Below are 24,949 nucleotides of genomic sequence, written 5' to 3' on the forward strand. Positions count from 1 at the left end.
TGCCAGCGATAGCAATCTGTCTGACACCGCGATGTTGGAGGTACCGCCGCCATCGCTGGCAAGCCAGCTCCCACAGGGTTTGCGGTGATGGTTCGTTTGATATCAGGTTCGGGTGGCACCGCGTGCACTGGCGGCGAACTGCTCGACCGGCAGCACGTGTTTGCGCTCAAGCACGCGGTAGACGATGCCCGTCAGGATCAAACCGAACACCATCACCCCACTGAGGAAATACAGCCCCGAAGCCAGATTCCCGGTGTACTCCTTCAGCGCGCCGATCACGAACGGCCCGATGTAGCCGCCGAGGTTGCCCACCGAGTTGATCAGCGCAATCCCCGCCGCCGCACTCGCCCCAGCGAAGAATCGTCCCGGCAAGGTCCAGAACACCGCCGTGCAGGAAAACAGCGCAAACGCCACCAGGCACAGCGCCGCCAGTTGCGCCACCGGCAGTGATAGCCATGCACTCAGGAACAGACCGATCGCACCCAGCACACAAAGCACCGCCAGATGGCCGTAGCGATCATTCATGCGGTCGGAGCTGCGCGGCACGATCAGCAGGCCGACGATGCCAAAGATGTACGGCACCGCCGAGACGAAACCGGTCACCAGATCGCTGCCGCCGAACTGTTTGATCAGCGTCGGCAGCCACAGGCCGAGGCCATAAATGCTCAGGGTCACCGGCAGGTAAAACAGCGCCAGCAGCAACACGCGTTTGTCCTTGAGTGCATGCAGCGGGTTGCCGTGACGGGTCTGGCCGTATTCCTGAAGATCTTTTTTCAGTTCGCCGGTCAGCCAGTCTTTCTCGGCCTGATCCATCCACTTGACGTTCTGCGGGCCGTCGGGCAGCCAGCGCAATACCGGCCAGGTCAGGAGGATCGCCGGGGTGCCGATGACGATGAACAGCCACTGCCAGCCGTGGAGACCGAGGATGCCGTCCATGCCCAGCAAGCCGCCGGACACCGGGCCGGTGATCATCATCGCGATCGGTTGAGAGAGGATGAACAGGCCGAGGATCTTGCCGCGATGGCGCACCGGAAACCATTGGGTGATGTAGTACAGAACGCCGGGGAAGAACCCCGCCTCCGCCGCGCCGAGCAGAAAGCGCATCACGTAGAAACTGTGCGGGCCCTGGACGAACGCCATGCCGATGGTGATCGCGCCCCAGGTGATCATGATCCGCGCAAACCAGCGCCGCGCACCGAAGCGTTCGAGCATCAGGTTGCTGGGGATTTCGAGAAGAAAGTAGCCAATGAAAAACAGCCCGGCACCGAGGCCATAGGCCGCGTCACCGATGCCGATGTCGGCGCCCATGTGCAGCTTGGCGAAGCCGACGGCGGAGCGATCCACATAGGCGATCAGGTACAGCAGGATCAGGAAGGGAATCAGTTTCAGCGTGATGCGCCGGACAAGCCGCAGTTCCTGGCTCATGGGATCGGTCTCCGATTGTTGTTTTTATAGAACCTCGGGGGACGCCTCTCGCGGAAAACCGCCAGGGCCAATCCCTCCACCGAAAACGACTATATAGTATTACTAATTACCCAACAACACTTCCAAAGCGGCGATTTTGCGCTTATGTTTAGCCGTGACTCGCAAACAATAGTCTTACAATAAGAGAACCGATCATGTCTGAGAAGAAACCCACCCTGCGCTCGGCCCAATGGTTTGGCACTGCCGACAAGAACGGCTTCATGTACCGCAGCTGGATGAAGAATCAGGGCATCGCCGACCACCAGTTTCATGGCAAGCCGATCATCGGCATCTGCAACACCTGGTCGGAACTGACCCCGTGCAACGCGCATTTCCGCCAGATTGCGGAGCACGTCAAACGCGGGGTGATCGAGGCTGGCGGCTTTCCGGTGGAATTCCCGGTGTTCTCCAATGGCGAGTCGAACCTGCGCCCGACCGCCATGCTCACTCGCAACCTGGCGAGCATGGACGTCGAAGAAGCGATTCGCGGCAACCCGATTGACGGCGTGGTGCTGCTGACCGGCTGCGACAAAACCACTCCGGCGCTGCTGATGGGCGCGGCCAGTTGCGATGTGCCGGCGATCGTCGTCACCGGCGGGCCGATGCTCAACGGCAAGCACAAGGGCAAGGACATCGGCTCCGGCACGGTGGTCTGGCAGCTCAGCGAGCAGGTCAAGGCCGGCACTATCACCATTGACGACTTCCTCGCGGCCGAGGGCGGCATGTCACGCTCGGCGGGCACCTGTAACACTATGGGCACCGCGTCGACCATGGCCTGCATGGCCGAAGCACTGGGCACGTCCCTGCCGCACAACGCAGCGATTCCGGCGGTGGATGCGCGGCGTTATGTGCTGGCGCACATGTCCGGCATGCGCGCGGTGGAGATGGTGCGCGAAGACTTGCGCCTGTCGAAGATCCTGACCAAGGAAGCCTTTGAAAACGCCATTCGGGTCAACGCGGCTATTGGCGGTTCGACCAACGCGGTGATCCACTTGAAAGCCATCGCCGGTCGCATCGGCGTCGAGCTGGACCTGGACGACTGGACCCGCATCGGGCGCGGCATGCCGACCATCGTCGATCTGCAACCGTCCGGGCGTTTCCTGATGGAGGAGTTCTACTACGCCGGAGGCTTGCCGGCGGTGCTGCGCCGTCTCGGTGAGGCCAATCTGATCCCCAATCCGAATGCCTTGACCGTCAACGGTAAATCGCTGGGCGAGAACACCAAGGATGCGCCGATCTATGGCGAGGACGAAGTGATCCGCACCCTCGACAATCCGATCCGCGCTGACGGCGGTATCTGCGTGCTGCGCGGCAACCTGGCGCCGCTCGGTGCGGTGCTCAAGCCGTCCGCGGCCACGCCGGAATTGATGCAGCATCGCGGTCGCGCAGTAGTGTTCGAGAACTTCGACATGTACAAGGCGCGGATCAATGATCCGGAACTGGATGTCGATAAAGATTCGATTCTGGTGATGAAGAACTGCGGGCCAAAGGGTTATCCGGGCATGGCCGAGGTCGGCAACATGGGCTTGCCGGCCAAGCTGCTGGCGCAAGGTGTGACCGATATGGTGCGCATTTCTGATGCGCGAATGAGCGGCACCGCGTACGGCACGGTGGTGTTGCACGTCGCCCCGGAAGCGGCAGCCGGCGGGCCGTTGGCGGTGGTGCAGGAAGGCGACTGGATCGAGCTGGATTGCGCCAGCGGGCGTTTGCATCTGGATATTCCGGATGCCGAACTGGCGGCGCGCATGGCGGATCTGCAGCCACCGCAGCAGTTGTTGGTGGGTGGCTATCGTCAGTTGTACATCGACCATGTGCTGCAGGCAGATCAGGGCTGTGACTTCGACTTCCTGGTGGGTTGCCGAGGGGCCGAAGTCCCGCGCCATTCTCACTGACACCGCAGATCTACTGTAGGAGTGAGCCTGCTCGCGATAGCGGTCCGCCAGTTGGTATTGATGCTGACTGACACACCGCCATCGCGAGCAGGCTCACTCCTACATTTGCTATGCATCAGCCTCAAGATCGCCGCACGCCTGCTATGATGCGCGGCATCTCCATCGCTCAGGATCGCGCCGTTCCCCATGGATTACCGCAAACCTTCCGACCGTAAAAGCATGCACTCGCGCATTGTCCAGGAACTGGGCATGCAGATCGTCTCCGGACGTTTTTTGCCCGACGACAAACTGCCCGCCGAAGCGCTGTTGTGCGAGGAATATGCGGTCAGTCGCCCGGTGTTGCGCGAAGCCACGCGAGTGCTGGTGGCCAAGGGGCTGGTGTATTCAAAACCGCGCGTCGGCACGGTGGTCAAGGCCCGTCGCGAATGGCACATGCTCGACCCGGACGTGCTGCACTGGCTGATGCAAAGCAGTCCGCAGAATGAATTCTTCAATGTGCTGACCAGTGTGCGCAGCATCATCGAACCGGCCGCTGCCGCCCTCGCCGCCCAGCACGCGACCGAGGCCGACATCGCGGCCATCGGCGAGGCCTATCAACGCATGGAAGCCGCGCCGACCCCGGAAGCCTTGCTGCAACCGGACCTGGACTTCCACAGCCGCATCGCTGACGCGACCCACAACGATCTGTTGGCGAACCTGTGCAACATGTTGTCGGTGGCGATTGCCGAGGCGTTGAAGCATTCCAACCAGCGACCGAATTTGCATGAGCTGGCGTTGCCGCGGCACAAGGCGATTCTCACCGCGATCGAGAACCGTGATGCCCTTGGCGCCCGCCACGCGACGCTGGTTCAGCTGGATGATGCGCGCAGTGCCTTGAGTGTTGTGCTTGGGGCGGATCTTTCGTAAGCCTTGAGACCGCTTGCCCTCACCCTAGCCCTCTCCCCGAGGGAGAGGGGACCGATCCGGGAATATTGACGACCTACACCGACGTGAACGATTTGCTTTGAATCCATAATCGGCTGGTATCTCAAATCTCATGATTTGCTGTGAATCCATAATCGATTCGGTATTTCCAGGTCGATGTATCAAGCCGCACACCTCGGTCAGTCCCCTCTCCCTCTGGGAGAGGGCTAGGGTGAGGGGCTTTTGATCTTGACTCATAAAAAAGCCGCAACCCTAAGGTTGCGGCTTTGTTGTTTCAGGCATCCGGATCAGTGAGCAAACAGCGAATTGCCCTTCTGCCCCGCCAGCTTCTCCGGTTTGATCAGGAACTTCGCCAGCGCCGGCAGCAGCCACAGCGCACCGAACATGTTCCATAGCAACATGAAGGTCAGCATCAGGCCCATGTCGGCCTGGAACTTGATCGCTGAGAAGATCCAGGTGCACACGCCGATCGCCAGGCAAAGACCGGTGAACAGCACCGCTTTACCGGTGGATTTCAGGGTCTGGTAATAGGCTTCCTGCAACGGCAGACCGGCGCGCAGGAAACTCTCCAGACGGCTGTAGATGTAGATGCCGTAGTCCACGCCGATGCCCACGCCCAGCGCCACCACCGGCAGGGTCGCGACTTTGACGCCGATGCCCATGAACGCCATCAGCGCGTTGCCCAGCACCGAGGTCAGCACCAGCGGCAGGACGATGCACAGGGTCGCCGCCCACGAGCGGAAGGTGATCATGCACATCACCGCCACGCAGATGTACACCAGGATCAGAATGGTCAGCTCGGCTTGTTTGATCACTTCGTTGGTGGCCGCCTCGATCCCGGCGTTACCGGCGGCGAGTATGAACTCCAGGCCGTCCTTGTTGTTGGCCTTGGCGAATTCCTGCACCGCGTGTACCGCACGGTCGAGGGTTTCGGCCTTGTGGTCGTTGAGGAAGATCAACACCGGCGCCAGCGAACAGCTGTTGTTGTACAGGCCGTCGGCGCGGGCGATCGAGTTGTTCAGCACATCCGGGTTGCGCGACAGGGTTTCCCATTTCAGGTTGCCCTCGTTCATGCCCTTGATCATCTGCTTGGACACGGTCACCAGCGAGATCGCCGACTGCACGCCCTCGGTGTTCTGCATCTTCCACATCAGTTCGTCGATCGGTGCCATCGCTTCGTAGCGCGAGCAGCCTTCGGTGGCGGTCTTGACCATCACCACCAGCACATCGGAGCTGGTGGAGTAGTTGTTGATGATGAAGTTGTTGTCCTTGTTGTAGCGCGAGTCCGGACGCAGTTCCGGCGCGCCCTGGTCGAGGTCGCCGATTTTCAGGTTCTGGCTGTACCAGAGGCCGCCGCCGAAGGCGATCAGCGCCAGGGCGATGGAGACCGGCGCGACTTTCGGGCTGGCGAAGTTCGACAGGAAGCGCCAGAACGGATGTTCGCGATTCGCGTCCTTCTTGCTCTTGGCAATCGCGCGCTTGCTGATGCCGACATAGGAAATCGCCACCGGCAGCAGGATCAGGTTGGTGAACACGATCACCGCCACGCCGATGGAGGCGCCGATCGCCAGTTCGCGGATCACCCCGATGTCGATGATCAGCAGCGTGATGAAGCCCACGGCGTCAGCGAGAATCGCGATCATCCCCGGCAGGAACAGTTGCCGGAAGGTACGCCGCGCCGCGGTCAGAGCGTTGTCCGCTTCACTCGATTGCAGGGCGATACCGTTGATCTTCTGCACGCCGTGGGAAATGCCGATGGCGAAGATCAGGAACGGCACCAGCATCGAGTACGGATCCAGCCCGAAACCGAAGAAGTGCATCAGCCCGAGCTGCCAGACCACCGCCACCAGTGTGGTGCTCAACACCGCCACGGTACTGCGCAGGCAGTTGGTGAACCACAGCAGCAGGATCAAGGTGATGACGAAAGCGATGCCGAAGAACATCACCACCATCACCAGCCCGTCGATCAGGTCACCGACCTTCTTGGCGAAACCGACGATGTGGATCTTGACGTTGGGGTTCTGCGCTTCGAACTTGTTGCGGATCTTGTCTTCGAGCTCATGGGAGAACTTCCGATAGTCCAGGGCGAGCAACTTGCCCTGATCCTGCGGGTCCGGGTAAGACTCCAGCAGCGGGATGTCGACGATGCTCGACTTGAAGTCATTGGACACCAGCCGCCCGACCTGGCCCGACTTGAGCACGTTGTTGCGCAGCATGTCGAGGCTGTCCGGCGAGCCGTCGTAGCTCTGCGGAATCACTTCACCGCCGGCAAAGCCCTCTTCGGTCACTTCGGTCCAGCGTACGCTCGGGCTCCACAGCGACTTGAGGCCGGAGCGGTCGACGCCGGAGATGTAGAACACCTCGTCGTTGATCTGGCGAAGGGTCTCCATGTACTCCCTGGAGAAGATGTCGCCGTCCTTGGCTTCCACCGAAATGCGTACGGTGTTGCCCAGGTTCGCCAGATCGTTGCGGTGCTCCATCATCTTCTCGATGAACGGATGCTTGAGCGGGATCATTTTTTCGAAACTGGTGGATGGGCGAATCAGCGTGGCCTGCCAGAACAGGAAGACGCTGACCACCAGGCAGATCAGGATCACGGCCGGGCGGTTGTTGAAAATCAGACGTTCGAGGAACGTCGCTTTGTCCTGATGATGAGTGCTCAAGGAAGTCATAGCCCCGCCTTCTTATTATTGATTTCGGCGCCGTTGGGCTGTGTGGTGTGCACTCCGCCCTGCCCGGTCAGAATCAGATTGCCGTCGCCGGCCGCCGTCACCGAGGACAGCGAGATGCGGTCCGGGCGGTTGAACACGCTGAAGGTTTCGCCGTTGTCGCTGCTGCTGATCACCGAGCCGCCGTTGCCGACGATCACGATCGAGCCGTCGGCGAGCAGCGTGGCGCCGGACAGACCGAACTCCAGCGCACCGCGCGCGGCCTTGAGTTCGACCTGCTGCCAGGTGCTGCCGAAGTCGCTGGAGCGGTAGAGGTTGCCGCGCAGGCCGTAGGCCAACAGGGTTTCCGCTTGCGCGGTGCCGATCACGCCGAACAGCGAGCCTTGATACGGGCCCTGGAGTTTCTCCCAGGTCTGGCCCCAGTCCGGGGAGCGGAACATGCTGCCCTGCTCGCCGACGATGAACAGCCCGGCGTCCTTGACCGCCGCGATGGCGTTGAGGTGGAACTGATCCTGATTGTCGAGGCGGTCGCTGACGTCTTGCCAGTTCTTGCCGCCGTCGGTGGTTTCCAGCAGCGCACCGTAAGCGCCGACCGCAACACCGTGATTGACGTCCTGGAACCAGACGTCGAGCAGCGGCGCTTCGCGCTTGAGGTCTTCGAACTGTTTGCTCCAGGTCAGGCCGCCGTCTTCGCTGGCGAGGATCTGCGCGTCGTGGCCGACCGCCCAGCCGTGCTTGTCGTCGACGAAATACACGGCCGTCAGCAGTTGCCGGGTCGGCACCTTGGCCTGGGTCCAGGTCTTGCCCTGGTCATCGGAATAGAGAATGTGCCCGCGATCACCCACCGCCACCAAGCGGGTGCCGGCGTGGACAACATCGAGTATCAGGCTTTTGGCGGCTTTGGCCGATTCGGTGGAATACACCCCGTCGGCGGGCGCTTCGGCGGCCAGCACGGGTGCCGACAAGGCAGCACAGCCCAGCAATGTGAGGGCTGTGGCCAGCAACGCGGTGTTGCGAAACGCCGGCGGGCGGCAACGACTCATAGACCTTCCCCTATTTATTATTGTTAGGCCATTGGGCCTTAGGGCGCCGCAAGGGTGCTCGTGGTGACTGACAGGTCACAAGCATAGCCGTGAAACCCGCAGTCCAGAGCGCCTTGGGAAGCTGGCTCATCCTATCGGGCTTTGGAAACGTCTGACAATCGGCGCCACGTTATCTTTTGTTAACCGGATGGTCCCGACACAACCCCCTGTAGGAGCTGCGGCACGCTGCGATCTTTTGATCCGGGTCTTTAAAAACAAGATCAAAAGATCGCAGCGTGCCGCAGCTCCTACATCGATATCGCGTCGTGGTGGATTGATGAGGATGGAAGGTGAATACACCGCCATTCGCCGGATGGATCCGGCAAATCTTGCGCGGGGGACTTGCACGATCGGTATTATGGTATACCATCAGACGCACAGACACTCTCAATCCCCCTACGGAGCAGCTCATGAGTTTCGAAATTCGCAAGATCGTCAGCTATGTCGAAGAAACCTTCATCGAAGGCGGCAAGGCCACGGACAAGCCGGTGACCATGGTCGGGCTGGCCGTGGTGATGAAGAACCCGTGGGTCGGCAACGGCTTCGTCGAGGATCTGAAACCGCAGATCCGCGCCAACTGCTCCGACCTCGGCGCCATGATGGTCGAGCGTCTGGTGAGCATCATCGGCGGTGCCGAGAAGATCGAGGCGTACGGCAAAGCGGCAGTGGTCGGCGCTGACGGCGAGATCGAACACGCCTCGGCGGTGATCCATACCCTGCGCTTCGGTAATCACTACCGCGAGGCAGTCAAGGCCAAGAGCTACCTGAGCTTCACCAACAAGCGCGGCGGCCCGGGCACTTCAATCCAGATCCCGATGATGCACAAGGACGACGAAGGTCTGCGTTCGCACTACATCACGCTGGAAATGCAGATCGAGGACGCGCCGCGTGCCGACGAAATCGTGGTGGTGCTCGGGTGCGCCGACGGTGGTCGCCTGCACCCGCGCATCGGCAACCGCTACATCGATCTGGAAGAACTGGCCGCCGAAAAAGCCCAGTAATCACAATAAAAAGGCATTGCAGGAGCGCTCCATGATTCGGCTCACCGCTGAACTCACCCCGGCTGGCACCAGTTACCTGGCGACCGGCCAAGGCCAGCCCGTGGTCTTGATCCACGGCGTGGGCCTGAACAAAGAAATGTGGGGCGGCCAGATCGTTGGCCTGTCTGCCCAGTACCGGGTGATCGCCTACGACATGCTCGGCCACGGCGCCAGCCCGCGCCCGGCCAGCGGCACCGGCCTGCTCGGTTATGCCGATCAGTTGCTGGAGCTGCTCGATCACCTGAGTCTGCCCCAGGCAGCGGTGATCGGTTTCTCCATGGGCGGACTGGTGGCACGGGCGTTTGCCCTGCACTACCCGGAGCGCCTGCAAAGCCTGGTGGTGCTTAACAGCGTGTTCAACCGCAGTGAAGAACAGCGCGCCGGGGTTATCGCCCGTACCGCGCAGGCCGCTGAGCACGGCCCGGATGCCAACGCCGAAGCGGCGCTGTCGCGCTGGTTCAGCCGTGAATATCAGGCGGCCAACCCGGCGCAGATCGCAGCCATTCGTCAGACCCTGGCCGGCAACGACCCGCAGGGTTACCTGACCACCTACGAATTGTTCGCCACGCAGGACATGTACCGCGCCGACGACCTCGGCAGCATCCAGGCGCCGACGCTGATCGCCACCGGCGAACTCGACCCCGGTTCCACCCCGGAAATGGCCGAGCAACTGGCCCGACGCATCCCCGGCGCGAAGGTTGCGGTGCTGCCCGAGCAACGGCATATGATGCCGGTAGAGTCGCCGCGCCTGGTCAACCAAACGCTGCTGGAATTCCTCGAATACGCACACTCCCGACAAAACCATATAAAGGGGATCGTTGCATGACACTCGCACGCTTCCAGATGTGCATCGGCGGAGAATGGGTCGACGCCCTCTCCGGCAAGACCTTCGAAAGCCTCAACCCGGCCAGCGCGCAAGCCTGGGCCGAACTGCCTGACGCCGGTGAAGCTGACGTCGAACGCGCCGTGCAAGCGGCGCAGACGGCTTTCGACAGCCCGGCCTGGCGCGGCCTCACCGCCACCGCACGCGGCAAACTGCTGCGCCGTCTCGGTGACCTGATCGCGGAAAACAAGGAACAACTGGCGCAGCTGGAAAGCCGCGACAACGGCAAACTGATCCGCGAAACCCGTGGTCAGGTCGGCTATCTGCCGGAGTTCTTCCACTACACCGCAGGCCTGGCCGACAAGCTCGAAGGCGGCACCCTGCCGCTGGACAAGCCCGACCTGTTTGCCTACACCGTGCACGAAGCGATGGGTGTGGTTGCCGCGATCATTCCGTGGAACAGCCCGCTATACCTGACCGCGATCAAACTGGCCCCGGCCCTCGCCGCCGGCAACACCATCGTGATCAAGCCTTCCGAACACGCCTCGGCGACCATCCTTGAGCTGGCACGTCTGGCCCTCGAAGCCGGAATTCCGCCGGGCGTGGTCAACGTCGTCACCGGTTACGGCCCAAGCACCGGCGCCGCCCTCACCCGTCATCCGCTGATCCGCAAGATCGCCTTCACCGGCGGCGCGGCCACGGCCCGGCACGTGGTGCGCAGCAGCGCCGAAAACTTCGCCAAACTGTCGCTGGAACTCGGCGGCAAATCGCCGAACATCATCTTCGCCGACGCCGATCTGGACAGCGCGATCAACGGCGCGATTGCCGGGATCTATGCGGCCTCGGGCCAGAGCTGCGTGTCCGGCTCACGTTTGTTGGTGCAGGACGAAATCTACGACGAGTTCGTCAACCGCCTGGTCGAACGCGCCCAGCGCATCCGCATCGGCAACCCGCAGGAAGATCACAGCGAAATGGGCCCGATGGCTACTGCGCAGCAATTGGCGGTGGTCGAAGGTCTGGTGGCTGACGCCCTTGCTGAAGGCGCGCGGTTGCGCACCGGCGGCAAGCGTCCGACTAATCTCGGTGACGGCTGGTTCTACGAGCCGACGCTGTTCGAGTGCGATTGCAACTCGATGAAGATCATGCAGGAAGAAGTCTTCGGCCCGGTGGCTTCAGTGATTCGCTTCAAAGATGAAGCCGAAGCGCTGGCGATCGCCAACGACTCGCAGTTCGGCCTCGCCGCCGGCATCTGGACACGCGATCTGGGCCGTGCCCATCGCTTGGCGCGGGATGTGCGTTCGGGGATCATCTGGGTCAATACCTACCGTGCGGTGTCGGCGATGGCGCCGATCGGCGGCTTCAAGAACAGTGGCTATGGACGCGAAAGCGGCATCGATTCGGTGCTGGCCTACACCGAACTGAAAACGGTGTGGATCAATCTCTCTCAGGCCCCGATGCCTGATCCGTTTGTGATGCGCTAGGAGTCCTGCGACATGATCGAACCCGGCATTTACAAAGACGTCATGAGCTCGTTTCCGTCCGGAGTCACGGTGGTCACCACCCTCGACCCGGAGGGCGGCATCGTCGGCATCACCGCCAGCGCCTTCAGCGCGCTGTCGATTGATCCGGCGCTGGTGCTGTTCTGCCCCAACTACGCTTCCGACACCTACCCGGTGCTGCGCGACAGCAAGAAGTTCGCGATCCATTTGCTGTCCGCCGACCAGACCGCCGAGGCCTACGCTTTCGCCGGTAAAGGCAAGGACAAGGCTAACGGCATCGAGTGGCATTTGAGCGAACTCGGTAACCCGATCCTCGCCAAGGCCACGGCAATCATCGAGTGCGAGTTGTGGCGTGAATACGACGGTGGTGATCACGCGATCATTGTCGGCGCGGTGAAGAACCTGATCCTGCCCGAGCAACCGGTGACGCCGATGATTTATCACAAGGGCAAGCTCGGGCCGTTGCCAACCCTGGCCTGATGGATAAACACAATCCCTGTAGGAGCTGCCGCAGGCTGCGATCTTTTGACTTTGATTTTTAAGAGCAAGATCAAAAGATCGCAGCCTTCGGCAGCTCCTACAGGGCAATGTGTGTGTGTGTGAGGGAGATTTATGAGCAACGAAAAGTACGAAAAAGGCCTGAAGATCCGCACCCAGGTGCTGGGCGAAGCCTATGTGCAGCGCTCCATCGACAACGCCGACGACTTCACCCGCCCACTGCAGGAAATGGTCACCGAATACTGCTGGGGCCATGTCTGGGGCCGTGAGGGTTTGTCGCTCAAGGAGCGCAGCATGATCAACCTGGCGATGATCTCGGCGCTCAACCGTCCGCACGAACTCAAGCTGCATGTGCGCGGCGCCTTGCGTAACGGCCTGAGTCGTGAGCAAATACGCGAAATTCTGCTTCAGGTCGGTATTTATTGCGGCGTCCCGGCAGCCGTGGACAGTTTCCGGCTCGCCCGTGAAGCCTTCGCCGAAGCCGACGCCGAGACCTCCAGTTAACCCCTCGGCTGTTTAGATGCCCGTCTGGCATGGACAGCCAACTTCAAGAGCGGACCCCATGAAACGCCAGCCACTCGACGACAGCTTCAAGGTCAATCGCAACCCCGTTACCCTGCGCGAAATCGTGCTGGATAAACTGCGTAGCGCGATCATGAATTTTCAGCTCATGCCCGGTGATCGTCTGGTCGAACGCGATCTGTGCGATCGCCTCGGTGTCAGCCGCACATCGGTGCGCGAAGCGCTGCGTCACCTGGAGTCCGAAGGTCTGGTCGAGTTCGCCGATGCCAAAGGCCCACGGGTGGCGATCATCACCCTCGCCGATGCGGTCGACATCTATGAGCTGCGCTGCGTGCTTGAAGGCCTGATCGTCCAGCTGTTCACCTTGCGTGCCAAGGCCAAGGACATCAAGGCCCTGGAAAAAGCCCTCGACGAGAACCGCAAGGCGCTCAAGGACGGCGAACTGCAGCAGGTGATCGACTCGGTGCAGGGCTTCTACGACGTCCTGCTCGAAGGCTCGGGCAACCACGTTGCGGCCACTCAATTGCGCCAGTTGCAGGCGCGCATCAGCTACCTGCGGGCGACCTCGGTGTCCCAGGAAAACCGTCGCGGCGCCAGTAACCACGAGATGGAAAAAATGGTCGAGGCGATCAAGAGCGGCGATCCGCTGGCGGCGCATCAGGCCTGTGTCGATCACGTACGCGCGGCCGCCGCCGTGGCCCTCGACTACCTCAAGCGCAAACAGGAAGAGACCGGCGCCACGCCGAACATCACCCTGCCCATCGCGCTGAAAGAACCGCGTATAGGTCACTGACATGTTCAGCCCGAGCTTTTGCCCGAAATGCGGTGGCCCTGACCTCGGTCAGCAGGTACCGCCGGGCGATACGCACGAGCGCCTGATGTGCCGCGGCTGCGGCTACATCCACTATGTAAACCCGAAAATCATCGCCGGCTGCATCATCGAGCAGGACGGCAAATACCTCTTGTGCCAACGGGCGATCCCGCCACGCCCGGGCACCTGGACCCTGCCCGCCGGTTTCATGGAAAGCGGCGAAACCACCGAGCAGGCGGCGCTGCGTGAAGTCTGGGAAGAAAGCGGCGTGCGCGCGGAAATCGTCTCGCCGTATTCGATTTTCAGCGTGCCGAAGATCAGCGAGGTGTACATCATCTTCCGCGCAATCGCGCTGGAGATCACCGGGCAGTACGGCCCGGAAACCCTCGACTACAAATTCTTCGCCCCTGAGGACATTCCGTGGGAGCAGATCTATTACCCGGCGATCCGGCAGATTCTCGAGCGTTACATCGAGGAGCGTCAGGCCGGGGTGTATGGGATCTACATGGGCAATGATGACAGCGGGAAGATCCACTTTATCCGCTGATCACATCCCACCCTGCCGGTGCCCCACATTCCCTCACACCCCAAATCCCTGTAGGAGCTGCCGCAGGCTGCGATCTTTTGATCTTGTTTTTAGAATCAAGATCAAAAGATCGCAGCCTGCGGCAGCTCCTACAGGGGTTACGGCGCGATGCCTTCTACGATGACGATCTCCGCCCTCGCCCATTCCTCGCGATAACGTTTCGCCTCCTGATACGCCGCCGAGTGGTAGCACGCCAGCGCTTGCTCGTAGCTCTCGAATTCGATCACCACGCTACGCTGAGGAGTAGCCCTGCCCTCCAGCGCTTCGCTGCGTCCGCCCCGGGCCAGAAATTTCGCGCCGAACGCGGCGAAGGCTGCCGGTGCGCGCTGGGTGTATTGGCTGTAGTGCTCGGTGTCGTCGACATCCACGTGGGCAATCCAGTACGCCTTCATAGTGATCTCTTTGTTGATTTTGTATTATGGTATACCAATATTATTTGCAACCAACCCTGAGAGTCCAGCATGGCCTTCAACAGCATCGAAGAAATCCTCGAAGATTATCGCCTCGGCAAAATGGTCCTGCTGGTCGATGACGAAGATCGGGAAAACGAAGGCGACCTGCTGCTGGCCGCCGACTGCTGCACGCCCGAGGCCATCAGCTTCATGGCCCGTGAAGCACGCGGGTTGATCTGCCTGACGTTGACCGACGAACACTGCCAGCGCCTAGGCCTTGAGCAGATGGTGCCGAGCAACGGCAGTGTGTTCAGCACCGCGTTCACCGTATCGATTGAAGCCGCGGTGGGCGTGACTACTGGCATTTCTGCGGCTGACCGTGCGCGTACGGTCGCGGCCGCCGTCGCTAAAGACGCCCGGGCCGAAGACCTGGTGCAGCCTGGGCACATCTTCCCGCTGCGCGCCAAGGAAGGCGGCGTGCTGACCCGCGCCGGCCACACCGAAGCCGGCTGCGACCTCGCCCGCCTCGCCGGTTTCACCCCAGCCTCGGTGATCGTCGAAGTGATGAACGACGACGGCACCATGGCTCGCCGCCCGGACCTGGAAGTGTTCGCCCGCAAGCACGGGATCAGGATCGGCACCATCGCCGACCTGATCCACTACCGCCTCAGCACCGAGCACACCATCGAACGCATCGGCGAGCGCGAGTTGCCGACGGTGCACGGCACTTTCCGTCTGATCACCTTTGAAGACCGCATCGAGGGTGGCGTGCACATGGCGATGGTGATGGGCGATCTGCGTCGCGAGGAACCGACACTGGTGCGCGTGCATGTGATTGATCCGCTGCGTGATCTGGTCGGCGCCGAGTACAGCGGGCCGAGCAACTGGACGCTGTGGGCGGCGCTGCAACGGGTCGCGGCGGAAGGGCATGGCGTGGTCGTAGTGTTGGCCAACCATGAATCGTCGCAGGCATTGCTGGAGCGCGTGCCGCAATTGACCCAGCCGCCACGACAGTTCAGCCGCTCGCAATCGCGGATTTATTCGGAGGTCGGTACCGGGGCGCAGATTCTGCAGAACCTGGGGGTGGGCAAGCTGCGGCATCTGGGGCCGCCGCTCAAATATGCCGGGTTGACCGGGTATGACCTGGAAGTGGTCGAGAGCATCCCCTTCAGCGAATAACACTGCCCTCACCCCAGCCCTCTCCCGGAGGTAGAGGGAGCCGACCGAGTTGTTCTACCGCTATACATCGACCTGAAACTGCGAGTCGAACTCAAGTTTTAAACAGCATGGAGATCGGCTCCCTTTCCCCTCTCCCATTGGGAGAGGGCTGGGGTGAGGGGCTGGTTCTAAAGTGCGCCCTATGACTCGTGCCGAGCACGGGCAAAAAACCAGAATCAACAGATAACCGGTAAGGCAAAGTGCTTGCACAAAGTTTGGAATACCATAATATGATATTCCATAGACCGGACGACCTGAAAAACCGTCCGGCTACTGCTCCCGACAGGCGGGCAACAACGCAAGCCCGCTCAAAAACACAACAATGAGGGCGTAAAAATGGTGTTAAACAAAGCTGCAACCGCGATCTTTTTTGCGGGACTGCTGAGCGTGACCGGCCAGGCTGCAATGGCCGCCGAAAGCGTGAACTTCGTCAGCTGGGGCGGTAGCACCCAGGATGCGCAGAAACAGGCCTGGGCCGATCCGTTCAGCAAGGCCAGCGGCATCACCGTGGTGCAGGACGGCCCGACCGACTACGGCAAACTCAAGGCCATGGTCGAAAGCGGCAACGTGCAGTGGGACGTGGTCGATGTCGAAGCCGATTTCGCCCTGCGCGCCGCCGCTGAAGGCCTGCTCGAACCCCTCGATTTCAAAGTCATCCAGCGCGACAAGATCGACCCGCGTTTCGTCAGCGATTACGGCGTCGGCTCGTTCTTCTTCTCCTTCGTCCTCGGCTACAACGAAGGCAAGCTCGGCGCGGCCAAGCCGCAAGACTGGACCGCGCTGTTCGACACCAAGACCTACCCCGGCAAACGCGCGCTCTATAAATGGCCAAGCCCAGGCGTGCTCGAACTGGCGCTGCTGGCCGACGGCGTGCCGGCCGACAAGCTCTACCCGCTGGATCTGGATCGCGCCTTCAAGAAACTCGACACCATCAAGAAAGACATCGTCTGGTGGGGCGGCGGCGCGCAGTCGCAGCAACTGCTGGCCTCCGGTGAAGCGAGCATGGGCCAGTTCTGGAACGGCCGGATTCACGCGCTGCAGGAAGACGGCGCACCGGTCGGCGTGAGCTGGAAACAGAACCTGGTCATGGCCGACATTCTGGTGATTCCAAAAGGCTCGAAAAACAAGGACGCGGCGATGAAGTTTCTGGCCAATGCCAGCAGTGCCAAAGGCCAGGCGGACTTCTCCAACCTGACCGCCTACGCCCCGGTCAACGTCGACAGCGTGGCGCGTCTGGACTCGGTACTGGCCCCGAACCTGCCGACTGCCTACGCCAAGGATCAGATCACTCTTGATTTCGCGTACTGGGCCAAGAACGGCCAAGCCATCGCGACACGGTGGAACGAATGGCTGGTCAAATGAAAATGGCGGCTGCTGCGCCCCGTCCTGCAACGGTGACCGGGAGCGCCACCGGCGCTGCCGGCTCGACCCCCACCTTCAGACAACGCTGGAAAGGTGCCGGCAACTTGCTCCCGGCACTGCTGTTCCTCGGCCTGTTCTTTCTCGCGCCGTTGATTGGCCTGCTGTTGCGCGGCGTACTGGAACCGACCCCGGGCCTTGGCAACTATGAACAACTGTTCGCCAACTCGGCGTATGCACGGGTGCTGCTCAACACCTTTTCGGTGGCCGGGCTGGTGACGATTTTCAGCCTGTTGCTGGGCTTCCCGCTGGCTTGGGCGATCACTCTGGTACCGCGCGGCTGGGGCCGCTGGATCCTCAACATCGTGCTGCTGTCGATGTGGACCAGCCTGCTCGCCCGCACCTATTCGTGGCTGGTATTGCTGCAGGCCTCGGGGGTGATCAACAAGGCACTGATGGCGCTGGGGATCATCGATCAGCCGCTGGAAATGGTGCACAACCTGACCGGTGTGGTGATCGGCATGAGCTACATCATGATCCCGTTCATCGTCCTGCCGCTGCAGGCGACCATGCAGGCCATCGACCCGATGATTCTGCAGGCCGGTTCGATCTGCGGCGCCAGCCCGTGGACCAACTTCTTCCGGGTGTTCCTGCCGCTGTGCCGGCCAGGCCTGGCGTCCGGCGGGTTGATGGTGTTCGTGATGTCGCTCGGTTACTACGTCACCCCGGCACTGCTCGGCGGGGCGCAGAACATGATGCTGCCGGAGTTCATCATTCAGCAGGTGCAATCGTTCCTCAACTGGGGCCTGGCCAGTGCCGGCGCCGCGCTGCTGATCGCGATCACGCTGGTGCTGTTCTACTTCTACCTGAAGCTTCAGCCGGAATCCCCGGTTGGCGCCAGCAACGCGAGGTAAATCGAGATGCTCCTGACTCCCAATGCCATGAGCCGGCGGATGCGTTTCGGCCTCTACGCCACCACCGGTTTGATCGGCCTGTTCCTGCTGTTGCCGATCGTGTTCATCGTCCTGCTGTCGTTCGGCTCGTCGCAGTGGCTGGTGTTCCCGCCGCCGGGCTGGACGCTGAAATGGTACGGCCAGTTCTTCTCCAACGCCGACTGGATGAACGCCGCTGCGGCCAGCCTCAAGGTTGCCGTGCTGACCACGATCTGTGCCGTGGCCCTCGGTCTGCCAACCGCGTTTGCTCTGGTGCGCGGGCGCTTCCCCGGTCGGGAAATGCTCTACGGCCTGTTCACCCTGCCGATGATCGTGCCGCTGGTCATCATCGCGGTGGCGGTGTACGCGCTGTTTCTCAAGCTCGGTTACACCGGGACCATGTTCGCCTTTGTGGTCAGCCATGTGATCGTCGCGCTGCCGTTCACCATCATCTCGATCATCAACTCGCTGAAGCTGTTCGATCAGTCGATTGAAGACGCGGCGGTGATCTGCGGTGCCACACGCCTGCAAGCGGTGTTCAAGGTGACGTTCCCGGCGATCCGCCCGGGCATGGTCGCCGGCGCCCTCTTCGCCTTTCTGGTGTCGTGGGACGAAGTGGTGCTCAGCGTGATGATGGCCAGCCCGACCCTGCAAACCCTTCCCGTGAAAATGTGGACCACCCTGCGCCAGGACCTGACCCCGGTGATCGCCGTCGCTTCGACGCTGCTGATCGGCCTGTCGGTATTGGTCATGGTGATCGCCGCCGCGCTGCGCCGGCGCAACGAAATCAGCGCCTGAGCGCCCAGGAGTACGACATGAGTGCCGTGATCAAAGACGCATCCCAGCAGAGCGACAAACCCCTGGTCAGCCTGCGCAATCTGAACAAGCACTACGGCGACTTTGCCGCCGTCGACAACATCTCGCTGGACATCAAGGACGGCGAGTTCCTGACCTTCCTCGGCTCCAGCGGCTCGGGCAAAAGCACCACGCTGTCGATGCTCGCCGGGTTCGAAACCCCCAGCAGCGGCGAGATCCTGGTCAACGGTCAGTCGCTGGTCAACGTGCCGCCGCACAAGCGCGACATCGGCATGGTGTTCCAGCGTTATTCTCTGTTCCCGCATCTGTCGGTGCGCGACAACATCGCCTTCCCGCTGGCGATCCGCAAACTCGCCGCCGCCGAACGTGACAAACGTGTCGATGCGATGTTGAAACTGGTGCAGCTCGAACAATTCGCCCATCGCCGCCCTTCGCAACTCTCTGGCGGGCAACAGCAACGCGTCGCCATCGCCCGGGCGCTGGTCTACGAGCCACGCATTCTGTTGATGGACGAACCGCTCGGTGCGCTGGACAAAAAACTGCGTGAAGACCTGCAGGATGAACTGCGCCAATTGCATCGGCGCCTGGGCATCACCATCGTCTACGTGACCCACGATCAGGAAGAAGCCATGCGTCTGTCGCAGCGCATCGCGATTTTCAGTCATGGCAAGATTGTCGGTCTGGGCAGCGGTTATGACCTTTATCAGAATCCGCCGAACGCGTTTGTCGCGTCGTTCCTCGGCAACTCGAACTTCCTCAAGCTAAAGGCGCACGGCAATGCGGCGGCTTCGTTTGAAGGACAGTCATTGTCGATTCGACTGACCGCTGGGTTGCACACCGATCAGGAGATACTGCTGATGGTGCGTCCGGAAAAGGCGGTGGCGCTGAGCGTGCAACAGGCGAGCGAAGAGCCGTTGGCGGCGGGTTGGAATGAGGTGTCGGCTAAGGTGGTGGAGGTGTTGTTTCTTGGTGAGAGCCAGACCTGCAGTGTGGTCACTTCGGGCGGGACTTCGATGACGGTGAAGGCATTGTCCGCAGCCGGCATGCCGCTAAAGGCCGGTGATCCGGTGCACGTGCGCTGGGCCACTGCCGACGCCTGCGTCTACACCGAATGGACCGAAAGCGACCTCAACAAAGCCGCCGGCTCCCACTGAGAATCCGTGTAGGAGCTGCCGCAGGCTGCGATCTTTTGATTTTGCTTTTCAAAGATCAAAAGATCGCAGCCTGCGGCAGCTCCTACATGAGATTGCAATCCAACGGTGCCACTCAGTTGATCGGGGTGAATCCTTCTATCTCGTCCGGCCACGCCGTGAGAATTTCGAAGCCGGTTTCGGTCACCGCGACCATATGCTCCCACTGCGCCGACAGCGAGCCATCCTTGGTCAGCACCGTCCAGCCATCCGGCATGTTCTTCACATGGCGCTTGCCGGCATTGAGCATGGGTTCGACGGTGAAGATCATCCCCGCCTTGAGCTTCATGCCCTGATTGGGAAAACCGTAATGCAGGATCTGCGGCTCATCGTGATACACCTTGCCAATGCCATGCCCGCAGTACTCGCGCACCACGCTGAAACCTTCGCTCTCCGCCAGGCTCTGGATCGCATGACCGATGTCGCCCAGTGTCGCGCCCGGACGCACCATGCGGATGCCGGCACACATGGCGTCGTAGGTGGTCTTGATCAGGTGTTGTGCTTCAGGCGTCGCCTCGCCGACCACGTACATGCGGCTGGTGTCGCCGAACCAGCCATCCTTGATTACCGCGATGTCGAGGTTGACGATGTCGCCATCCTTCAGCGGCGTGCCCGAGGGGATGCCGTGGCACACCACATCGTTGACCGAGGCGCAGACGGTTTTCGGGAAACCGTGATAACCGACGTTGGCCGGAATCGCTTTCTGCACGTTGACGATGTAATCGTTGCACAACCGATCCAGCTCATCGGTCGTCACCCCAGCCTTGACGTGCGGCACCAGCATCGCCAGCACTTCGGCGGCGAGTTTGCCCGCCGCACGCGACTTCGCGATTTCCGCAGGGGTATTGATCTTGATCTGATTTCTCATGCGCTGACGGCTTCCTGAGTCAGTTGATGCAGATCCAGCCCGCCGTTCTGTTCGGCGCGGATCAGCAAGCGGCAAATGGCGCTGTGGTCGAGGTTGGGGTGCAGCTCGGCGAGCATGCCGATGCGCATCCAGTGCTCGGCCTGCGCGTTGATCGAGCGGCTGAGCGCGTTGCTGGAGATGCGCAGGTTCTCGTGCATGTCTTCTGAAATCTTTACGATGCCCATATCCGAATCCGATACGAAGTGTATATGGATCGTATATTAGCCAACCCTCACGGAAAATTGCAAATACACTCCGCAAACCTGCTGATATAACCGTGTAGGAGCTGCCGCAGGCTGCGATCTTTTGATCTTGCTTTTGTTTGTAAAAACCAAAATCAAAAGATCGCAGCCTGCTGCAGCTCCTACAGGGTTTGGTGTCGGCTTGGGGGAAACATGCCGAATTTCAGGCAAAAAAAAGCTGCCCAAAGAGGCAGCAAAAACTTTAAGAACACGCGATGTATGGGTTCAGGATAGGCGCCGGATAATGACAGTGTCATGACAACCAACAATTCACTGAACCGCCCCTGCCCCGTCATCAGAATGTCATCAAGCGCACCGCAGAATCCTCGCAAACCGTCTTGAGCCTTCGACGGATGCTTTGCAGGGATTCCCATGAAAGAAGACGCCTCGCTGTTTGCCGCCATCGACCTGGGTTCGAATGCATTTCGGATGATGATCGGTCAGTCGGTGCGCAGCCGTAAGGGTTTCATGATTCAGGAGATCAAAACCCTGCGTGAACCGGTGCGGCTGGCCGAGGGCTTCGACGGCGGTGCGCTGGACGAAATGGCGCTGGATCGTGGCTGGCAGGCGCTGGCGCGGTTCGGCAAGAAACTGCGCGGCTTCGAGGCCGGCAAGGTGCGGGCAGTGGCGACCAGCGCGGTGCGCGAGGCCGACAATGCGCAGTTGTTTCTGCACAGTGCCGAACGCCATCTCGGGTTTCGCATCGACGTCATTTCCGGCCATGAAGAGGCGCAACTGGTCTATGCCGGCGTCGCTCATACCCTGCCGGATGCAGAAGACATGCGTCTGGTGGTCGACATCGGTGGTGGTTCCACCGAGCTGATTCTCGGCCAGGGGTCGCAACCGCTGCTCACCGAAAGCATCGCCATTGGCAGCGGTAGCCTGGGCGCACGCTATTTCCCCGACGGGCGCATTGCTCCCGGCGCACTGCAAGAAGCCGAGCGCGTGGCGATCCTGCAATTCGAAAAAGTCGCCCGCCGCTATCGCGCTCAGGGCTGGCAGCAGACCATTGGTTCCTCCGGCACGGCGCGGATGCTGGCGAAGGTGCTTAAAGCCAATCGCTTGAACGATTTCGGTCAGGACGGCATTACCTATGGCGGGTTGTTGCGCCTGTCGCTGTTGCTGCTGAAGGTGAAGAACGTTCAACAACTGAAGCTCGCCGGTCTGCAACCGCATCGCCAGAGCATCCTCCCGGGAGGGCTGGTGCTGATGCTGGCGGCGTTCAAGGTGTTTGGCATTTCGCAGATGGTGCCGTCGGAACCGGGGCTGCGCCTCGGTGTGTTGCACGGCTTGATGAGCCGTCACTGACCAATCACTGAACCCAGTGTGGGAGCGGGCTTGCTCGCGAAGGCGGAGTGTCAGTCGAAAATTATTTAGCTGACACTCCGCTTTCGCGAGCAAGCCCGCTCCCACAGGTTTTGGTGGTTGTCCTCTCAGGCCAGTTCTTTGCGGAGCTGGCGGGCGGCGGCAACCATGTGCACCAGCGCCGCTTCAGTCTCCGGCCAGCCACGGGTTTTCAGACCGCAATCCGGGTTGACCCACAACCGCTCGGCCGGAACTCGCTGAGCCGCCTTGCGCAGAAGATTGGCCATTTCCGAAGCATCCGGCACCCGCGGCGAGTGAATGTCGTAGACGCCCGGGCCGATCTCGTTCGGGTAATCGAAGGCCTCGAATGCCTCCAGCAGTTCCATGTCCGAACGCGAGGTTTCGATGGTGATCACGTCGGCGTCCATGGCGGCGATGGACTCGATCACATCATTGAATTCGCTGTAGCACATGTGCGTATGGATCTGCGTTTCGTCGCGTACACCGGAGGCACACAGGCGGAACGCTTCGGTTGCCCAGTCCAGATAGTGCTGCCATTGCGCGCGGCGCAGCGGCAGGCCTTCGCGGAATGCGGCTTCGTCGATCTGCACGATTTTGATCCCGGCGGACTCCAGATCCACCACTTCGTCACGGAGCGCCAGCGCCAGTTGCCGCACCTGCACTTCACGGGACACATCTTCGCGCGGGAACGACCACATCAGCATGGTCACAGGTCCCGTCAGCATGCCTTTCATGACCTTGCCGGTCAGGCCCTGGGCGTAACGGATCCACTCCACGGTCATGGCTTGCGGACGACTCAGATCACCGAAGATCACCGCCGGTTTCACGCAACGCGAACCATAGCTCTGCACCCAGCCGAAACGGGTGAATACGTAGCCGTCGAGTTGCTCGGCGAAGTACTCGACCATGTCGTTGCGCTCGGCTTCACCGTGCACCAGCACGTCGAGGCCCAACTGCTCCTGAATTTGCACGGCGTGACGGATCTCGCTGTACATGGCTTCGGTGTATTCGGCTTCGCTTAGCTTGCCCTGCTTGAACGACTGACGCGCCAGGCGGATCGACGCAGTTTGCGGAAACGATCCGATAGTCGTGGTCGGAAACAGCGGCAGATCGAGACCGGCGCGCTGTTGGGCGATGCGCTGGGTAAATGGCGATTGGCGCTGGCTATCCTGTGCAGTAATGGCCGCCACACGGGCCTGCACTGCCGGTTTGTGAATACGAGGCGAGGCGGCGCGGCTGGTCTGTACCGAGCGACTTTGGGCCAAGGCGCGCAGCACTTTCGGCGCTTCCGGCTCGCTGGCCGCCTGCGCCAGCACGGCGACTTCCTCGCACTTCTGCACGGCAAACGCCAGCCAGCTTTTCAGCTCGGCATCGAGCTGGTCTTCGCGGTTCAGATCCACTGGGCTGTGCAGCAACGAGCACGATGGCGCGACCCACAACCGATCCCCCAGACGCTCATGCGCATGCTGCAACGTCGCCAGCGCATGTTCCAGATCGCAGCGCCAGACGTTGCGGCCGTTGACCACACCCAGCGACAGCACTTTGTAGGCCGGCAGGCGATCGAGGATGGTCGGGTACTGTTCTGCTGCGCGCACCAGATCGATGTGCAAACCATCGACCGGCAGATTGGCGGCCAGACCGAGGTTCTCTTCCAGACCGCCGAAGTAGGTGGCGAGCAGTTTTTCCAGCGGATCACGCTGGATCTGGTTGTAGGCACGCTCGAAAGCATTCTTCCACTCCTGCGGCAAGTCGAGCACCAGAATCGGCTCGTCGATCTGCACCCATTCCACACCGAGTGCGGCCAGCCGGGCGAAGATCTGCCCGTACAGCGGCAGCAAACGATCAAGCAATTCCAGCTTGTCGAACTCGGCGCCTTTGGCCTTGCCCAGCCATAGATAAGTCAGTGGGCCAATGATCACCGGTTTGACGCTATGGCCCAGTGCGCGGGCCTCTTCGACCTCTTCGAACAACTGCTCCCAGCCGAGCTGGAACTGTTGATCAACGCTGAATTCCGGGACCAGATAGTGGTAGTTGGTGTCGAACCACTTGGTCATTTCCTGTGCGTGCGCACCACCGCAGCAGCTGTCGCTGACGCCACGGGCCATGCTGAACAGGGTCTGCAGGCTGGCCTTGCCGTCATGCGGACGGAAGCGCTCGGGAACCACGCCGAACATCAGCGAGTGGGTCAGCACCTGGTCGTACCAGGCGAAATCGCCTACCGGCAGCAGCTCGATGCCGGCGTTTTTCTGCAGGTCCCAGTGGGCCTTGCGCAGTTCACGACCCACTTCACGCAGGCCGGCCTCGTTCAGTTCTCCTTTCCAGAACGCCTCTTGCGCTTTTTTCAGTTCGCGGTCGCGACCAATGCGCGGAAATCCGAGGGAATGGGCCAGTGCCATGACAAACAACTCCAATGTCTTGTTGATGGCGGCCATTGTCGAGATCAAGCGCTAGTGAGACAAACTCATTTTAATCTTGATGATCGCGAGTTTCTCTCATGATCAGATGTGAGCTGTTTTTCCGCTGAAAACACGGTTTGCCCTGCAGGATATTCATCTGCAGATCAAGCTGCAGGCGAAGCTCACGACGCCCTTTGAATACTCGATGGCGCCTTGATGTAAACCCTCTAAACCCGCGCCGTTGCAGGCTGCGATTCTGTTCTATGGTTAGATCGAAATGGCTGGCGCAGCGGCGGGTTAAAGGTTGCGACGGATCATGTCTAAGCCTATGTTGCACGCGAGCTTTTCCCCGCGAATGGAA

At 61.0% G+C, this 24,949-nt stretch carries 22 protein-coding genes; 15 read left to right on the top strand and 7 right to left on the bottom strand.

All coding sequences use genetic code 11. The annotated features are described in order from the left end of the window. Window positions 1-102: 102 nt before the first annotated feature. The gene (locus JN524_RS03230; RefSeq protein WP_202368451.1) at window positions 103-1,425 is read right to left on the bottom strand and encodes an MFS transporter; all 1,323 of its coding nucleotides are present in this window, start codon (window positions 1,423-1,425) and stop codon (window positions 103-105) included. 194 nt (window positions 1,426-1,619) lie between these two features. On the opposite strand from JN524_RS03230, the gene JN524_RS03235 reads away from it, so the two are divergent. Both JN524_RS03235 and JN524_RS03240 read left to right on the top strand, forming a co-directional pair. Continuing rightward, window positions 1,620-3,356 carry an IlvD/Edd family dehydratase gene (locus JN524_RS03235; RefSeq protein WP_027613081.1) on the top strand — a complete coding sequence of 579 codons (1,737 nt, stop codon included), beginning with the start codon at window positions 1,620-1,622 and terminating at the stop codon, window positions 3,354-3,356. Window positions 3,357-3,542: 186 nt separating this feature from the next. Continuing rightward, window positions 3,543-4,262: a FadR/GntR family transcriptional regulator gene (locus tag JN524_RS03240; protein ID WP_041062520.1), complete on the top strand. Its 720-nt coding sequence runs from the start codon at window positions 3,543-3,545 to the stop codon at window positions 4,260-4,262. Window positions 4,263-4,567: 305 nt separating this feature from the next. On the opposite strand, the gene JN524_RS03245 is transcribed toward JN524_RS03240, so the two are convergent. Both JN524_RS03245 and JN524_RS03250 read right to left on the bottom strand, forming a co-directional pair. Continuing rightward, the gene (locus tag JN524_RS03245) at window positions 4,568-6,952 is read right to left on the bottom strand and encodes an efflux RND transporter permease subunit (RefSeq protein WP_202368452.1); all 2,385 of its coding nucleotides are present in this window, start codon (window positions 6,950-6,952) and stop codon (window positions 4,568-4,570) included. Next, complete coding sequence (locus tag JN524_RS03250) at window positions 6,949-7,992, bottom strand: WD40/YVTN/BNR-like repeat-containing protein (protein WP_202368453.1); 1,044 nt, start codon at window positions 7,990-7,992, stop codon at window positions 6,949-6,951. Before JN524_RS03250 ends, JN524_RS03245 begins: the two co-directional genes overlap by 4 nt. A 449-nt stretch (window positions 7,993-8,441) precedes the next feature. Here JN524_RS03250 and JN524_RS03255 point away from each other — a divergent pair, with 449 nt between their 5' ends. The 7 genes from JN524_RS03255 (at window position 8,442) to JN524_RS03285 (ending at window position 13,771) form a co-directional block, all read left to right on the top strand. Next, on the top strand, window positions 8,442-9,032 hold the full coding sequence (locus JN524_RS03255; RefSeq protein WP_065616192.1) for an amino acid synthesis family protein: 591 nt from the start codon (window positions 8,442-8,444) through the stop codon (window positions 9,030-9,032). 31 nt (window positions 9,033-9,063) lie between these two features. Beyond that, the gene (locus JN524_RS03260; protein WP_202368454.1) at window positions 9,064-9,897 is read left to right on the top strand and encodes an alpha/beta fold hydrolase; all 834 of its coding nucleotides are present in this window, start codon (window positions 9,064-9,066) and stop codon (window positions 9,895-9,897) included. Beyond that, window positions 9,894-11,375 (top strand): aldehyde dehydrogenase, encoded by a 1,482-nt coding sequence (locus tag JN524_RS03265; protein ID WP_202368455.1) that lies wholly within the window; start codon window positions 9,894-9,896, stop codon window positions 11,373-11,375. The genes JN524_RS03260 and JN524_RS03265 overlap by 4 nt, the downstream gene beginning before the upstream one ends. A gap of 12 nt (window positions 11,376-11,387) precedes the next feature. Continuing rightward, window positions 11,388-11,873: a flavin reductase family protein gene (locus tag JN524_RS03270; RefSeq protein ID WP_202368456.1), complete on the top strand. Its 486-nt coding sequence runs from the start codon at window positions 11,388-11,390 to the stop codon at window positions 11,871-11,873. Window positions 11,874-12,005: 132 nt separating this feature from the next. Next, window positions 12,006-12,395, top strand: coding sequence for a carboxymuconolactone decarboxylase family protein (locus JN524_RS03275; RefSeq protein ID WP_202368457.1), 390 nt, complete (start codon window positions 12,006-12,008; stop codon window positions 12,393-12,395). Between the two features lie 58 nt (window positions 12,396-12,453). Next, entirely contained in the window at window positions 12,454-13,206 is a 753-nt protein-coding gene (locus JN524_RS03280; protein ID WP_007968636.1) for a GntR family transcriptional regulator, read from the top strand. Window position 13,207: 1 nt separating this feature from the next. After that, complete coding sequence (locus JN524_RS03285; protein WP_041062549.1) at window positions 13,208-13,771, top strand: NUDIX hydrolase; 564 nt, start codon at window positions 13,208-13,210, stop codon at window positions 13,769-13,771. Between the two features lie 137 nt (window positions 13,772-13,908). On the opposite strand, the gene JN524_RS03290 is transcribed toward JN524_RS03285, so the two are convergent. Next, entirely contained in the window at window positions 13,909-14,202 is a 294-nt protein-coding gene (locus tag JN524_RS03290) for a DUF1330 domain-containing protein (RefSeq protein WP_202368458.1), read from the bottom strand. A 69-nt stretch (window positions 14,203-14,271) separates the two neighbouring features. Here JN524_RS03290 and ribBA point away from each other — a divergent pair, with 69 nt between their 5' ends. The 5 genes from ribBA (at window position 14,272) to JN524_RS03315 (ending at window position 19,681) form a co-directional block, all read left to right on the top strand. Beyond that, window positions 14,272-15,381, top strand: a complete 1,110-nt coding sequence (gene ribBA / locus JN524_RS03295; RefSeq protein ID WP_041062555.1) for a bifunctional 3,4-dihydroxy-2-butanone-4-phosphate synthase/GTP cyclohydrolase II — start codon at window positions 14,272-14,274, stop codon at window positions 15,379-15,381. 375 nt (window positions 15,382-15,756) lie between these two features. After that, window positions 15,757-16,782, top strand: coding sequence for an ABC transporter substrate-binding protein (locus JN524_RS03300; RefSeq protein WP_102356547.1), 1,026 nt, complete (start codon window positions 15,757-15,759; stop codon window positions 16,780-16,782). After that, a complete protein-coding gene (locus JN524_RS03305) occupies window positions 16,779-17,693 on the top strand; it encodes an ABC transporter permease (protein WP_202368577.1) in 915 nt (304 codons plus the stop codon). Before JN524_RS03300 ends, JN524_RS03305 begins: the two co-directional genes overlap by 4 nt. Before the next feature lie 6 nt (window positions 17,694-17,699). Continuing rightward, window positions 17,700-18,509, top strand: coding sequence for an ABC transporter permease (locus JN524_RS03310; protein ID WP_202368459.1), 810 nt, complete (start codon window positions 17,700-17,702; stop codon window positions 18,507-18,509). A gap of 17 nt (window positions 18,510-18,526) precedes the next feature. Next, a complete protein-coding gene (locus JN524_RS03315) occupies window positions 18,527-19,681 on the top strand; it encodes an ABC transporter ATP-binding protein (protein ID WP_202368460.1) in 1,155 nt (384 codons plus the stop codon). 112 nt (window positions 19,682-19,793) lie between these two features. Here the strand turns inward: JN524_RS03315 and map are convergent, their stop codons facing one another. Both map and JN524_RS03325 read right to left on the bottom strand, forming a co-directional pair. Continuing rightward, a complete protein-coding gene (gene map, locus JN524_RS03320; RefSeq protein ID WP_202368461.1) occupies window positions 19,794-20,585 on the bottom strand; it encodes a type I methionyl aminopeptidase in 792 nt (263 codons plus the stop codon). Then, window positions 20,582-20,809 carry a ParD-like family protein gene (locus tag JN524_RS03325; RefSeq protein WP_003225727.1) on the bottom strand — a complete coding sequence of 76 codons (228 nt, stop codon included), beginning with the start codon at window positions 20,807-20,809 and terminating at the stop codon, window positions 20,582-20,584. Before JN524_RS03325 ends, map begins: the two co-directional genes overlap by 4 nt. Before the next feature lie 429 nt (window positions 20,810-21,238). Between JN524_RS03325 and JN524_RS03330 the strand changes: the two genes are divergently transcribed. Next, a complete protein-coding gene (locus JN524_RS03330) occupies window positions 21,239-22,174 on the top strand; it encodes a Ppx/GppA family phosphatase (protein ID WP_202368462.1) in 936 nt (311 codons plus the stop codon). A 125-nt stretch (window positions 22,175-22,299) separates the two neighbouring features. Here JN524_RS03330 and metE read toward each other — a convergent pair whose 3' ends face one another. Then, window positions 22,300-24,588, bottom strand: a complete 2,289-nt coding sequence (metE, locus tag JN524_RS03335) for a 5-methyltetrahydropteroyltriglutamate--homocysteine S-methyltransferase (RefSeq protein WP_202368578.1) — start codon at window positions 24,586-24,588, stop codon at window positions 22,300-22,302. Between the last annotated feature and the right edge of the window lie 361 nt (window positions 24,589-24,949).

This window comes from Pseudomonas sp. MWU318 (genome assembly GCF_016756945.1).
In the GTDB taxonomy this organism is placed as follows: Bacteria; Pseudomonadota; Gammaproteobacteria; order Pseudomonadales; family Pseudomonadaceae; genus Aquipseudomonas; species Aquipseudomonas putida_A.